This window comes from Duganella sp. Root198D2, assembly GCF_001428585.1.
Lineage (GTDB): Bacteria > Pseudomonadota > Gammaproteobacteria > Burkholderiales > Burkholderiaceae_D > Rugamonas.
In genome coordinates, this window is sequence record NZ_LMIC01000012.1 from 97,198 (window position 1) to 110,425 (window position 13,228).

A 13,228-nucleotide genomic window follows, 5' to 3' on the forward strand; every position below is an offset into this window, starting at 1 on the left:
AGCAGAATTTTTATCGCTGGGAGATATTCAATTTTCCTGGCCGAGCTGAACCGGGTCGCCGAACATCTGGTTCCATTCTTCGATACTGGACGGCACGAATTTATCGTCCTGCTTTTTCAGCAATGCTTTTTCTTTCCCGATGATTGCGAACGGCGGATAGCCGTCGCGCCGGACCAGCTCTCCCCGGACACCGCGCGCACTCAGTTTTCCGGAAAAGCTCAGGAACACTTTCGCATCGCGTTTTTCGGGAGGGATGTTCTTGCCGGCATGGCTCCCTGCCGAATACTTCGCCTTGAATGAAATTGTTTTCGCCTTTTCATTCAAAGACACATCGTACAGCTTCGCGCTTACCGGTTCCGGTGAACCTGTCGCAACGGCGATCCTGCCGAAAACGACCTTACCCTGCCTGAACAAGTCCAAGTAATAGCCGGATAGCGCATGTGGGTCCTCACTGTCGTCCCATACCTGGTTCGAATAATGTCCAATCAGCGATGGCGCTGTTGCTTCTGCATACGCCGGCGCAAAAGTCCCGAGCAGCAGTGCCCCCGCAGCCAGGGCATTAATGGCCAGTTGTCGACCAGTGCGGCTTATCCGAGTTACCGCCGACAAATTTCTTAACGCCATATGTTGCCCCAATCTCTTTAAGTTGCGTATTCATGCCCGTGCGAGGAGCCGTGTTCACTTCGACAGTCGTACCATCCTTGTTGGCCACTGTGATGTTGCCGGTCCAGGTGATCGACATGTCGATTGCCTCGCCCGTCCCGTGCAGCGTGTTCAGGGCCGGCGGTGTGTTGACGCCCAGCCCCTGGATGCCGAAGCCATTCACCATCGCAGTTGCGCCGGCGACCGACTGCTCCGGCGTGGGATGGACCCAGTTAATGTGAACGCCTTCCATTGCAGGCACAGTCGCTGCATCAACGCCGTTCCTGGCGATCTTGTGCGCCCAATGCATCATGTATGCACGCTCTTTCGGCCGGAAGGTATTGGCGATGCGCACCTCCGCGCCAGCTGCTTCCAAGGCAGCAATGAAGCCGTCAACGGCAGCCTGGAAATCCGCGCTCAGATGGTCCGTCGTGTTCTGGGCCGGAAAGCGTGGTACCCAGACTGCTCCGCTCAGCTCATCGACAACATTAACAACTGCAGGTGTCTGATCCGTTTGCGGCGTGAGTGTGGCTGTGGTCATAGTATGGAATCTCTATCTTTGCGTTTTGGGCATAATCGGAAATTACCTTTTCCGTGTGCCCGTTCTTGTCGGTTTTCCCGATGAACTCCCGGCCATCGTCCAGCACGATCCGGTAGCGGACATTGGCCAGGCTGGCCTGGTTGGCGTCCTTGGCATGGAAGAACAAGTCGAACTTCTGCTCGGCCTCGGCCGCGTCCTCGCTGGCAGCCAGCGATTGTGCAACGCCACTGCCCGCAAGAGCCTTGCTCGCAGCGGGTGCTGTGACCGGCGGTGGAGCTGCTGCAGCCTTGGGACTTGCGCCGGCAGCAGCGGCGGAACTTTTCCCCTGGCCGTATTCAACGGTATCGGTGAACTGGCTTGGAATCAGGGTGGCACCGCAGGAAGTCTTCATCCCGGCAAGTGCCACGCCCTTGCCGTAGAAGGTGGTGGTCATCGCCCCTTCGACGATAGGGTAATCCCCTTTGCACTTCGGGCAATGCACCTTGTGTCCGATATAGGCGATGGGTTTGCCGTGGCAGATGTCCTGCATCGAACCTTCGAGCACCGTGCCGTTATGGCTTGTGGTATCGCCCAGACGGATTATTTCTCCTGCCATATGATCTCACCGAATTCTCATCATTATTGCGATAATAATAACTGATCAGAAAAATTGCCCGCGCACAATACGCGGTCGGAGAATGGGGGCAGGAGATGCTGTATCACCGCTTTGCATTTGCCATTGCGCTTGTCATCGGATGTTCTACAGCCAGCGCGGGGAGCCTGGCCAAGGCGTATGCCGACAAGTCGAACAACGTCCATGTCGTGACAGCGTCCGGCAAGGACATCAAGTTGACGACGGACCGGCGGGCGGATGACGTCCGGCTCGCGCCCGATGGCGAGTCCGCCACCTGGCTCGTACTTTCGTATTTCGCTGCGGATGGCAGGAAGTGGCCAACCGAGCTGCATGTCTATCACGCCGGCCGCACGCGCTCCAGCAAGTGCGGGCTGATCATTCGAGAATACTGGTTCTGGAAGGACGGCTCTCACGTCGCCACCGATTGCGGAGGCCTGCATTTCTCCGGAATCGAAACGCTGTACGAGCTGCGTACCATGAAAGAGGTCGACAGCTTCGACCAGGCGGAAGTACCGGTCGAGAAGCGCCCGGAATGGTCGACAGCGAGCAGGGAATAAAAAAACGCGCCACGTGGGCGCGTTTTTTGTCGAAGCGAAAGCAGCTTAGCCGTTCAGGCGCTGTTCCAGCTTGGCCATATTGTCCTTCAGCTCTTGCGGCAGGTGGTATGCCAGCTTCTCGAACAGTTCAGCGTGCAGTTTCAGCTCCGCGCGCCATGCGTCCTTGTCGATCGAGGTGATGGTCTCGAACTCTTCGGCGGTGAATGGCAGGCCGTCCCAGGAGATGTCGCCGTAGCGAGGAGTGGTGCCGAAGATGTTCTCGACGCCGCCGCCATTACCTTCAACACGTTCCAGCATCCACTTCAGCACGCGCATATTGTCGCCGAAGCCTGGCCATACGAAGTGGCCGTTTTCGTCGGTGCGGAACCAGTTGACGCAGAAGATCTTAGGCAGGGTGGCGCCCTTGCCTTCCAGGCGCTTGCCCATGTCCAGCCAGTGCTGGAAGTAGTCGCTCATGTTGTAGCCCATGAACGGCAGCATGGCGAACGGGTCGCGGCGCACCACGCCCTGCTGGCCGGCGGCTGCAGCGGTGGTCTCGGAGCCCATGGTCGCGGCCATGTACACGCCTTCGATCCAGTTGCGCGCTTCGGTTACCAGAGGCACGGTTGTAGAGCGGCGGCCGCCGAAGATGAAGGCGGAGATAGGCACGCCGGCTGGATCGTCCCACGCCGGGTCGATCACCGGGTTCTGGGTTGCAGCCACGGTAAAGCGCGCGTTCGGGTGCGAGGCCTTGGTGCCGGACGCCGGGGTCCAGTCCTTGCCTTGCCAATCGACCAGGTGCGCAGGCGCTTCCTTGGTCAGGCCTTCCCACCAGATATCGCCGTCATCGGTCAGTGCGACGTTGGTGAAGATGGTGTTCTCGTTCAGGCAGGACATGCAGTTCGAGTTGGTCTTGGTGTTGGTGCCAGGAGCCACGCCGAAGTAGCCTGCTTCAGGGTTGATCGCGTACAGGCGGCCATCCTTGCCCGGCTTGATCCAGGCGATGTCGTCGCCGATAGTGGTAACTTTCCAGCCGTCGAAGGTCTTCGGCGGGATCAGCATGGCGAAGTTGGTCTTGCCGCAAGCCGATGGGAAGGCCGCAGCAACGTAGTGCTTCTTGCCTTCCGGGGACTCAACGCCCAGGATCAGCATGTGTTCCGCCAGCCAGCCCTCGCCGCCGTTCTTGGCGTCGTTGTAGCCCATGGTGGAAGCGATGCGCAGCGCAAAGCACTTCTTGCCCAGCAGCGCATTGCCGCCGTAGCCGGAACCGTAGGACCAGATTTCGCGGGTTTCCGGGAAATGCACGATGTACTTGGTGGCGTTGCATGGCCATGCCACGTCTTTTTCGCCGGCAGCCAGCGGCTTGCCAACGGTGTGGATCGCCGGCACGAACTCGCCATCGGTACCCAGCACGTCATACACGGCCTTGCCCATGCGGGTCATGGTGCGCATGTTGACGGCGACGTATGGGGAGTCGGACAGTTCCACGCCGATGTGGGCGATCGGCGAACCCAGTGGGCCCATCGAGAACGGCACCACGTACATGGTACGGCCAGCCATGCAGCCGTCGAACAGGCCGTTCAGGGTGCCGCGCATTTCCTGCGGGTCCATCCAGTTGTTGGTCGGGCCGGCCGCTTCCTTGGTCTGCGAGCAGATGAAGGTGCGGTCTTCAACGCGGGCGACGTCGGTCGGGTCGGAGCAAGCCAGGTAGGAGTTTGGACGCTTTTCGGCGTTCAGCTTCTTCATGGTGCCGGCGGCAACCATTTCAGCGCACAGGCGGTCGTATTCTTCCGCCGAGCCATCGCACCAGTAGATGCGGGCAGGCTTGGTCAACGCGGCAACTTCCGCCACCCAATTGATCAGTTTTTGCTGTTTGATGTAAGCTGGTGCGTTCATAGTTGCAACGCCTCCCATAACGGGCTGATTCATAGTACCTCCAATGCCAATAAAGAATTCTGTCTTGTCCCGGCACGGCAGGAATCGTCGTCAGCTGATAGCTTGCGCGGAAGAATTTTGCTTACTTCGGCGAAATACGGCGGTTCTGTCGATGCGCCCGATTACTCGAGGGCGCAAGCGCCTGGCGGGGGTGTGCTCAGGCGCTGGAACATATACTGCTGGAGCCTGGTTGGGCTCCTTGAATTGGCCGATTGTACACCTGCGATCCAGCGATTCCGACCAAAATGTAGGAATATTGCCCGACCAATGTAGTAGGCTATTCCAGATATTCACAAACCTGTTATTTCCCTACTATTTTCATCACAAAATCTGCTAACTGACATGAAAATTGCGATTCTCGATGATTACCAGGATGCAACGCGTAGCCTGGAATGCATCAAACTGCTGGATGGCCATGAGGTCAAGATTTTCAACAATTCCGTGCGCGGCATGGGGCAACTGGTGGCCCGGCTGGCGCCATTTGAAGCGCTGGTCTTGATCCGCGAGCGCACTGCGTTTAGCCGAACATTGCTGTCCAAACTGCCCAATTTGAAAGTGATTTCGCAGACTGGCAAGGTAAGCGGCCACGTCGACATGGAGGCCTGCCGCGAGCTTGGCATCACCGTGCTGGAAGGCGTCGGCTCGCCGACTGCGCCAGCCGAGCTGACCTGGGCGCTGGTAATGGCGGCGAGGCGCAAGCTGTTCCAGTACGCAGGCAAGCTGCGCGATGGGCAGTGGCAGCAAGTGTCGATCAGTCACGAGCACAACACGCTGGGCCTGGTGTTGGCCGGCAGCACGATGGCGATCTGGGGCTACGGCAAGATCGGCAAGCTGGTGGCGGGTTATGCGAAGGCGTTTGGCATGCGCGTGATCGTCTGGGGTAGCGAGTCGAGCCGCGCGGCAGCGGCGGCCGACGGCTACCAAGCGGCGGCTTCGCGCGAAGCATTTTTTGCGGAGGCGGATGTGCTGTCGCTGCACCTGCGCCTTGCCGACGGCACGCGCGGCGTCGTCACCGCCGAAGACCTGGCGCGCATGAAGCGCGATGCCTTGTTCGTCAACGTCAGCCGTGCCGAGCTGGTTGCGAGCGGCGCTTTGGAAGAAGCGCTGAAGTCCGGCCATCCAGGCTATGCAGCACTGGACGTGTTCGAAACCGAACCGCTGCCGGAAAATTCGCCGCTGCTGCGCATGCCGAATGTGCTGTGCACCCCGCACCTAGGCTACGTCGAGAAAGCCAGTTACGAGCTGTACTTCGGCCACGCCTTCCAGAACCTGGTCAAGCACCTCAACGGCTGAGCCCGTGTCACACCTTGGGGTCATCACGGGGACGCCGAGTCCCTAAGTGTGACACGAGCTGAAGCATTACACGGCTGTGTCCGTGTCACAGTTGGGGTGTGACCCCAGGGTGTGACACGGGCTGGGCTGTGGGGGCATGGCGTGGACTTTGCTCCAGAGGCCGGCCCAGCCTGGGGGCCAGGTGATCGATTCGCCGCTGTAGGGCGGGAGGTTGGCGCGGACCGGCACTACTGGCACCGGCGGCATGTCGGTCAGCGGCCCGCCATGGGGGCGCTGCATGTCGAGGCTGTACATGTAGCCGGGGAGCAGGGCGTCGCAGACTTGGGCGAACCAGTTGGTGTGGTCTTCGTCGCGGCCGAGGGCTTGCGCCAACCCGTGCGGGTCGAACCTGGCCAGCGCGTGCACCAGTTCTTCCGTCGTGGCGCCGGGCTGGTCGCCCCAGCCCATCACGGGATTGAAAATGTAGTCGGCGCCGGAGCCGTACCAGCCTTCGCGCCAGGAGCGCTGCATCCAGTCGCGCGGTCCGGTGAACAGGTGCCAGCGCCAGTGCAGCCCGGATGCCTTGGGCCAGGAGTACAGGTATAACTTCTGGTAGCCGGCCTTGTGCAATTCGCGCACCACCGCCATCAACCGCGCATGCGGCATGCGGTCGGGCGGGGCGCGGCGGAACAGGATTGCTTCGCCGTCGGCAAACTGCACTTCGTCGGTGGAGAGGTTCAGGTCGAGCGTGCGCGACTCGTTGCCAAACCGGGCGGAAATCCAGCCGGTCAGCAAATTGACAGCCGTAATCACGCCATACCCGCGGTAGCGGTGGAAAATCACGGTTCCTGGTGCGAGCGCTTTCATGGTCTTGCCGGGCAAAAAACCCAGTGTAGTCAACTGTTCAGCGGAATGCCAGCCGGAAGGCGCAAACTTTTTTCGGCTATCATGCACGCCATTCATCGATTTCATTTTAATTCATCATGACCCTGCGTATCATCGCCACCGGCGGCACCTTCGACAAGCATTACAACGAACTGAATGGCACCCTGGCTTTCACCGAAAGTCACTTGCCTGCTGCGATCAAGCGCGCCCGCATCACCACGCCTTGCGAGCTGGAAGTCGTGTCGCTGCTGGATTCGCTGGACATGGTGGATGCCGACCGCCAGCGCGTGCTGGCTGCTTGCCAGGGCGCTCCCGAGAAAGCGATCGTGATCGTGCATGGCACCGATACCATGCCGCAGACCGCTGCCGTCCTCGGCCCCGCGATCAAGGACAAGACCATCGTTTTCACCGGCGCCATGATCCCTTACGAGATCGATAATTCCGACGCGTTCTTCAATATGGGGTTTGCCTGCGGCGTGGCGCAAGTGCTGCCGCCCGGCGTATACGTGGCGATGAATGGCCAGATCTTCGCGTGGGATAACGTGCAGAAGAACAAAGCGGCCGGTGTGTTCCAGCCGCTCTGAATCATTTGAGTCTCGCCAGCGTTTGCTGGAAGCGCGCGGCGTCCTGGTAGCCGATTACGCGCGCCCGCTCTTTGCCCCCGCCATCGAACAGAATGATGGCGGGCGGTCCAAACAGGCCATAGCGTTTCAGCAGGGCCTTGTCTTCCTCGCTATTGGCCGTGACGTCGGCCTGTAGCAGCACGGTGCCTTCCAGGGCTGACTTCACCGGCGCGGCGCGGAAGGTGAACTTTTCCATTTCCTTGCATGATATGCACCAGTCGGCGTAGAAGTCGAGCATGACGGGGCGGCCTTTCGCCAATTCGGCCTCGAGCTGTTGCACATTGGCGACCGGCTTAAACGGAAGCGCGGAAACGTGAGGGTTAGGTAGCAGCGGCCACGCCATCCACACGGCCAGCGCCAGCAGCATGATGCCGAAGCCGCGCTTGACCCATTCCATCCATGCACCAGCGCGCGGCAGCAGGCTGCCAGCCGACAGGCCGACCAGCACCAGCGGCACGCTCATGCCGGCCGCCATTGCAAACAGCGCGCTGCCGCCGACCAGCACGTCGCGCGTCTGGCTGATGTAGACCAGCGCGCCTGCCAGCGGTGCTGCCACGCAGGGGCCGACCATCAGCGCGGAGATGGAACCCATGCCGAATACGCCCGCCAGCTTGCCGGCTGTGCGGCGATTGGCGCTGTCGGCCAGGCGCGATTGCAGGATCGCAGGCAATTGCAGTTCGTAGAGGCCGAACATCGAGAGCGCCAGCGCGGAAAGCAGCAAGGCAAAGGCGCCGATCAGCCACGGTTTTTGCAGCGAAGCGGCTAAGCCTTCGCCGGCCAGTCCGGCTGCGACGCCGAAGGCGGTGTACACCAGTGCCATGCCCAGTGAGTAGGCGCCAGACAACAGGAGGCCGCGCCGGCGGCTTGGCTTTGCGCTGTCGCCGACTATGATCGAAGACAGGATCGGAACCATCGGCAGCACGCAGGGCGTGAAGGCCAGGCCAAGGCCAAGCAGCAGGAACAGGGGCACGATCGTGAGTAATTGGCCGCCTTGCAGCGCTTGCGCCAGCGGTGCCGCCGCCTCCAGCGTGACGCCGGAATCCATTGGCGAGTAGCACAGGCCCGCGTCGGCGCAGCCCTGGCTCGTCACGCGCAGCACGAAGGGACCTTCGCCCTGCACCGGCACGCGCAACGTGACGCGGTGGCGGTAGGTTTCCACCTCCTTGTCGAAGGTCTGGTCGAATTTCACTTTACCTGGCGGCAGTTCGGGTGCACCCAGTTTGGCCCCGTCCGCAGTGAAGCGGAACCGGTCGCGGTACATGTAGTAGCCGTCGGCAATGTCGAAACTGACCTCGGCGGCGCCGCCGTCCGCCATCCGCGCCGAGAAGCGAAATGCGGCTTCGGGTTCGAGGAAGTCCCCAGCCATCGCCCGAGCCATCCCCAGCGCTGCGAGCAGCAGCGCCAGCAACAGGCGCCGCATCATTGCACCTGCAAGGCTTGCACTGCCTGCGCCAGGCCGCGCTCTTCAGGGCCCATGACGCGCGCTACGCGGCCTTGCCGGTCAAGCAGAACAATGCTGGGAATCTGGCGTACGCCGAAGGCATTGAATAGCGCTCCGTCCTTGTCCAGCCGCATGGCCATGCGCGACTTTTTGCTGCGGGCGAATTCCGCGACCTCCTTTTCCGACGACCATACCGGCGATGCGACGGCAGTCCATTCAACCCCCGGCGTTGCGGCCAGCGCCTCGGCTTCTTCACGCATGCGTTGGCAGGCCTGTGCAATCGCAGGGCGGCTTTCGCGAAAATAGGATTCGCACCAGGGGGAAAAGAACATCAGGGCGCGCGGCTTGTCCTGTACGACGGGCAGCGGCAGGCCTTGCGCAATGTCGCCAACTTTCAGGGCTGGACGGGGCGCCGCAGCAGCCGGCGCCAGCGCCAGGGGAGTCGCGACCGCGCGTTCGTTTACCGCGCTTTGCAGGGCGTTCTCAAGTTCCTTGTCGTGCAAATGGCCGATGTGCCGGATGCGACCATCGCGGCCAATCACGATGTGCTGCGGCGTTACGCGAAGGTTCAGGTTGGCCGCCAGCGAACCGTCATCGATGACGATTGGCATATGCAGGCCATGCTGGCTGCGGTAGTTTTTCACTTCCGATTCGGTATCGCTGTAGCCGGCATTGACTGCGACCACGGCAAGCTTGTCGCCGTACTGCTGGAAAGCCTTCTTGAACGCGGGCATCTGCTCTCGGCAGGGAACGCACCAGGTGGCCCAGAATTTGAGGTAGACCGGCTGCTTGCCGTAGTACGAAGCGAGGTCGATACGCTGGCCGTCAATGGTTTGCAGTACAGCGGCGGGACCCGGCTGGCCTAACAACGCCTTGCCGGCCAGTCTGGCGCGGCTGGCGCCGCTGCCTGCTTCATCGGCATGGGCGGCGACGGTGGAGAGGCTCACTAGCAGTGCGGTGATCAGGGGTTTGAACATGATGGCTTTCGTGGATTGGTAGGAAAACCATGGTACCTTTGCCTTGGTTCACTCTAAAGACGCAAGAATGCGCTGAATTTATGTACCATTCGATCAAGCTCGCCATTGACCGCAAAGCCGCTGCCACGTTGGCAGACCAGATCTTCCTCGGCCTGCGCGGGGCGATCAGCGATGGCCGCCTGGCGCCGCAGGCACGGCTGCCGTCCTGGAATGACCTGGCGGCTCAACTGGGAGTCGCGCGCGGCACGGTGCGGCAGGCTTATGAGCGGCTGCGCGATGAACAACTGGTCTACGCCGCAGGCGCGGCCGGCACTTTCGTCTGTGCCGGAGGCGCTGTGGCAGGCGCAGGCCGGCAAGGCAGCGAGTCTACACGCGCTGCACCGGGTGCTGCAGTGCTGGAAGTGGTGCGGGCCTTTCCCGGTCGCGCCGTCAGCACCAAACCTTTCCAGGTCGGCGTGCCGGCCCAGGATGCCTTTCCCTTCAAGACCTGGTCGCGCGTGATGGGCCGGGCTGCCCGCGCAGCGGCTGCGTTGCCCCTGTCTTATCCCGATCCGCGCGGCGAATATTCCCTGCGCGCGGAAATCGCGGCTTACCTGTGCGTGGCGCGCGGGCTCGATTGCACGCCCGGGCAGGTGCTGGTCTGCAACGGCTACGCTGGCGCGCTGGGACTGGTCCTGCGTGCACTCGAGTTGAAAGGCGAGCAGGCATGGATTGAACAGCCGGGGTATATGGCTACCCGCGATGCGCTCGCTGCGGCGGGCCTGCAGCTGGTGCCGGTCCCGGTCGATGCCGAAGGACTGGACGTGGCAGCCGGTGTGCACCTGGCGCCACGTGCCAAACTGGCGGTGGTGACGCCTGGCCAGCAGGCGCCGCTCGGCGTTACGCTGTCGCTGCGCAGGCGCCAGGTCTTGCTGGAGTGGGCGGCGCAGGCCGGCGCCTGGATCATCGAGGACGACTACCTGGGCGAATTGCAGCCGCAAGGCCGCGCCGCGCCGGCATTGGCATCGCAGGACCGCAAAGGCCGCGTGCTACACCTTGGCACGTTCAGCAAGACGCTGACCCCTTCGTTAAGGGTGGGTTTCCTCGTAGCGCCGCCGGAGCTGGCCGACTTGCTGGCGCAAACGGCTTCCATTTGCGCCAGCGCGCCACCGCCGGTGGTGCAGCTGGCCGTTGCGGAGTTCCTGCATAGCGGCGCCTACCTGCGCCATTTGCGGCACATGAAGCGCTTGTACCAGGAGCGCAGGAACGCATTGGGCGCGGCGCTGGAACAGCTGGGCGCGGTCCATGCGCCGGCGGCACTGGGCGTGCTGCTGCAATTGCCGCAGGGAGTCAACGATGTGGAAGTCGCTACGCGGGCACGCAGCCTTGGCATGGCGCCATCCGCCTTGTCCGGATGGTATGCCGGGGCAGCACCCGCCAGCGGCGGGCTGCTGCTTGGTGTGACCAATGTGCCCGAGGACACGGCTGCGGGCTATTGCGAGCGCCTGCTGGCGCTCACGCGGTCTTAAGCTTTCGCTTCGCCGCCCAGGGCGTCAACCACATCCTGCAGCAGCTTGGACAGCTCGCCGGTCATCAGCATGAAGTCGCCGTCGAAGCGTTCGTCGTCGTTACGGGTAACGGCGTCGTTTTCCTTCATCACGTCCAGCGGCTTGACGCCCTTGATGGCCAGCGCTTCGGTCAGCACGAAGCTGATCTTGCTGTCCCAGGTCATGGCCAGGCGGGTGCACTGCTTGCCGGCCGCGATGTGGCGGCGCACTTCTTCCGGCTCCAGGGTGTGGCGCACATAGCGCACCGCCGCCTTGCTCTCGCCGGTGGCGCGCAGTTCGGTGTCCATGTCGACGGTGAAGCCGGCCGGCGCTTCGTCGTCCTGCAGCCAGGCGGTCATCACGCCGACTGGCGAACGCTGTACGCGCAGGCTCTCGATCGGCATGCGGTCGACCGCTTTCAGCAGCATCTTGATGATGTCGTCGGCCTTGGCCGGGCTGGCGGCATCGACCACCAGCCAGCCGTTGACCGGGTCGATCCAGCACCAGGTGTTGCTGCGGATGGTGAAGGCGCGCGGCAGCAGTTCGTCGTGCACGCGTTCCTTGAGTTCTTTCATGGCTTTCTTGCCAGGGGCGAAGCCTTGCTGCTCTTCCATTTCAGCAGCGCGCGCCTTGGCAACCTGGTTGACCACGGTCGATGGCAGCAGCTTTTTCTCGGTGCCCAGCACCATCAGCATCTGCTTGTTGACGACGTGCACCAGGCCGCCGTTCGGGCGCGGTTTGTCCCAGCCCTGGCGCATCAGCTCATTGCTGCTGGCAGGAGAGAAGGACTGCGGCTGGAGGGCCTCTTCGAGTTGTTCTGGAGTAAATGCCCAAGGCGCGGGCAGACGGTAGACCTGGAGATTCTTAAACCACATACTTGTTTGCAGCCTAGCTGAGCATTTTCAAAGGAACGACATTTTAGCAGGAGCTATTTGGGGCAGCGAACGATAAATGTTTTACCGTTGTTGTCGACGGCGTTCAGCCCTGCCTTGTCGCGGTTGCCGCGCTTGAGAATGCAGTAGCTGCCGAGGGGCGTGGTGACGCGTGCCAGGCTGTCGCCGTTGGGCAACACCGTTTCGGTCATCGAAAAGGCACCGGACCCTTTGTAGGCCAGGGCGATGTCCTGCGCCAGTTTCGGTTCGTGCGCCAGGGCCCGGTCATTGTCATTTTTGCTCTCTTTGCGCAGTTCGCGGTCGACCCCGATGGCCGCTGAACGGGCTCGCTCAACCAGGCTTCGCACCTCGGGCGCCGGTTGCGCGAAGGGATCGGGCGCAGCCGCCTCCGGTGGCAGCTCGGCCCGCGGCGGCATGCTGGCGGCTGCCGGGACTGCGGGTCCTGCCGCCGTGGGCAAAGGCGCTGCACTGCGGCGCGAGCGCGGCGCCGAGGGAACCCGCGGCGCCTCCGGTTGCGGCTGCCGGTCCGCGATGTGCATCAGGAATACCATCTCCCCCTCACGCTGCGCCTCGGTCGCAATGGTGGGCGTTGCGGTCAAGCGCCAGCAAACCAGCAGGGCCAGGTGCAGGCCGGCAATCGGGAGCAGCCAGCCATGCCGCCGTCGCAGCGCGCTCATGGGCAGGTCTTCACTTGATATTTGTTTCCGTCGCGGAAAGGGTCCTGCCCCGCCGCCCCCACCAGGTTCACCACTTCGCACCATTCCTGGCCGCCGGCGCGGTAGCGTTTCACGCTGCGGCCGTCAGCCATGGTGGAGACTTGCTCGAGCACCACTTCCCCTTTATAGGCGCGGGCCAGCTGCCGGGCCAGCGGACTTTGCTCTGGCACAATGGTGGCGAACTGGTTCAGGCTTTCCTTGCGTAGCTGGCGGTCAACGCCGGCGGCCAACTTGCGGTTTCTCTCGAGCAGGCTCTCAGCCGGCGCCGCCGGTTTGGCAAACGGATCGCCGGGATCGCCGGCGCTCGCCGGCACCGTCACTGCCTCGGCGAGCGCAGGCTCGCTAACGGACGCTGCGGGCGCGGGGACGGCGCGGACCGAGGGCAGGGGCGGCTTCGGCCGCCCCGCCGCGCGCCGGGCAGGCGCGGCGGCGGTGCTGGGCTCGGGAGGCGCCAGCAGGTAGACCAGTTCGCTTTCACGCAGAGGACCGGCTTCGCGCCGCTCGGGCAGGCCGCGCCAGCACAAGAACACTGCAAGGTGCAGCAGGGCGATAACGGCCAGCCAGGCGCGCCGCGCCGGGCGGAAATCTGCTTGCATAGGGTATTCCGTTTTGCAGCCGGACTCAGCTT

Annotated in this window: 14 protein-coding genes; 4 read left to right on the forward strand and 10 right to left on the reverse strand. The window is 62.6% G+C overall.

The window, feature by feature from the left end:
* Positions 1 to 27: 27 nt before the first annotated feature.
* Genes ASE26_RS12910 through ASE26_RS29960 form a run of 3 tightly spaced genes read right to left on the reverse strand, consistent with a single transcriptional unit; the run spans position 28 to position 1,778 of the window.
* Positions 28 to 609 carry a hypothetical protein gene (locus tag ASE26_RS12910; RefSeq protein WP_162246608.1) on the reverse strand — a complete coding sequence of 194 codons (582 nt, stop codon included), beginning with the start codon at positions 607 to 609 and terminating at the stop codon, positions 28 to 30.
* Positions 560 to 1,183, reverse strand: coding sequence for a peptidoglycan-binding domain-containing protein (locus tag ASE26_RS12915; RefSeq protein WP_156398221.1), 624 nt, complete (start codon positions 1,181 to 1,183; stop codon positions 560 to 562). The genes ASE26_RS12910 and ASE26_RS12915 overlap by 50 nt, the downstream gene beginning before the upstream one ends.
* A complete protein-coding gene (locus ASE26_RS29960; protein WP_082507620.1) occupies positions 1,131 to 1,778 on the reverse strand; it encodes a PAAR domain-containing protein in 648 nt (215 codons plus the stop codon). The genes ASE26_RS12915 and ASE26_RS29960 overlap by 53 nt, the downstream gene beginning before the upstream one ends.
* A 95-nt stretch (positions 1,779 to 1,873) precedes the next feature.
* On the opposite strand from ASE26_RS29960, the gene ASE26_RS12925 reads away from it, so the two are divergent.
* The gene (locus ASE26_RS12925) at positions 1,874 to 2,353 is read left to right on the forward strand and encodes a hypothetical protein (protein ID WP_055938825.1); all 480 of its coding nucleotides are present in this window, start codon (positions 1,874 to 1,876) and stop codon (positions 2,351 to 2,353) included.
* Positions 2,354 to 2,398: 45 nt separating this feature from the next.
* Here ASE26_RS12925 and ASE26_RS12930 read toward each other — a convergent pair whose 3' ends face one another.
* On the reverse strand, positions 2,399 to 4,261 hold the full coding sequence (locus tag ASE26_RS12930; protein WP_055938829.1) for a phosphoenolpyruvate carboxykinase (GTP): 1,863 nt from the start codon (positions 4,259 to 4,261) through the stop codon (positions 2,399 to 2,401).
* Positions 4,262 to 4,609: 348 nt separating this feature from the next.
* Here ASE26_RS12930 and ASE26_RS12935 point away from each other — a divergent pair, with 348 nt between their 5' ends.
* Positions 4,610 to 5,560, forward strand: a complete 951-nt coding sequence (locus tag ASE26_RS12935) for a D-2-hydroxyacid dehydrogenase family protein (protein ID WP_055938832.1) — start codon at positions 4,610 to 4,612, stop codon at positions 5,558 to 5,560.
* A 66-nt stretch (positions 5,561 to 5,626) separates the two neighbouring features.
* Here the strand turns inward: ASE26_RS12935 and ASE26_RS12940 are convergent, their stop codons facing one another.
* Positions 5,627 to 6,406 carry a hypothetical protein gene (locus ASE26_RS12940; RefSeq protein ID WP_057246467.1) on the reverse strand — a complete coding sequence of 260 codons (780 nt, stop codon included), beginning with the start codon at positions 6,404 to 6,406 and terminating at the stop codon, positions 5,627 to 5,629.
* A 116-nt stretch (positions 6,407 to 6,522) separates the two neighbouring features.
* On the opposite strand from ASE26_RS12940, the gene ASE26_RS12945 reads away from it, so the two are divergent.
* Complete coding sequence (locus tag ASE26_RS12945) at positions 6,523 to 7,008, forward strand: asparaginase domain-containing protein (RefSeq protein WP_055938835.1); 486 nt, start codon at positions 6,523 to 6,525, stop codon at positions 7,006 to 7,008.
* A gap of 1 nt (position 7,009) precedes the next feature.
* Here the strand turns inward: ASE26_RS12945 and dsbD are convergent, their stop codons facing one another.
* Positions 7,010 to 8,470: a protein-disulfide reductase DsbD gene (dsbD, locus tag ASE26_RS12950; RefSeq protein WP_055938839.1), complete on the reverse strand. Its 1,461-nt coding sequence runs from the start codon at positions 8,468 to 8,470 to the stop codon at positions 7,010 to 7,012.
* Positions 8,467 to 9,465: a redoxin domain-containing protein gene (locus tag ASE26_RS12955; protein WP_057246368.1), complete on the reverse strand. Its 999-nt coding sequence runs from the start codon at positions 9,463 to 9,465 to the stop codon at positions 8,467 to 8,469. The genes dsbD and ASE26_RS12955 overlap by 4 nt, the downstream gene beginning before the upstream one ends.
* A gap of 80 nt (positions 9,466 to 9,545) precedes the next feature.
* Between ASE26_RS12955 and ASE26_RS12960 the strand changes: the two genes are divergently transcribed.
* On the forward strand, positions 9,546 to 10,973 hold the full coding sequence (locus ASE26_RS12960; protein ID WP_057246369.1) for a PLP-dependent aminotransferase family protein: 1,428 nt from the start codon (positions 9,546 to 9,548) through the stop codon (positions 10,971 to 10,973).
* Here the strand turns inward: ASE26_RS12960 and ASE26_RS12965 are convergent.
* From ASE26_RS12965 to ASE26_RS12975, 3 genes are read right to left on the reverse strand one after another with little or no spacing between them, the layout of a single operon-like run.
* Entirely contained in the window at positions 10,970 to 11,866 is an 897-nt protein-coding gene (locus ASE26_RS12965; RefSeq protein ID WP_055938846.1) for a recombination-associated protein RdgC, read from the reverse strand. The genes ASE26_RS12960 and ASE26_RS12965 overlap by 4 nt on opposite strands.
* A gap of 53 nt (positions 11,867 to 11,919) precedes the next feature.
* The gene (locus ASE26_RS12970) at positions 11,920 to 12,561 is read right to left on the reverse strand and encodes a hypothetical protein (RefSeq protein WP_055938849.1); all 642 of its coding nucleotides are present in this window, start codon (positions 12,559 to 12,561) and stop codon (positions 11,920 to 11,922) included.
* Entirely contained in the window at positions 12,558 to 13,196 is a 639-nt protein-coding gene (locus ASE26_RS12975; protein ID WP_055938852.1) for a hypothetical protein, read from the reverse strand. The genes ASE26_RS12970 and ASE26_RS12975 overlap by 4 nt, the downstream gene beginning before the upstream one ends.
* Positions 13,197 to 13,228: the final 32 nt, after the last annotated feature.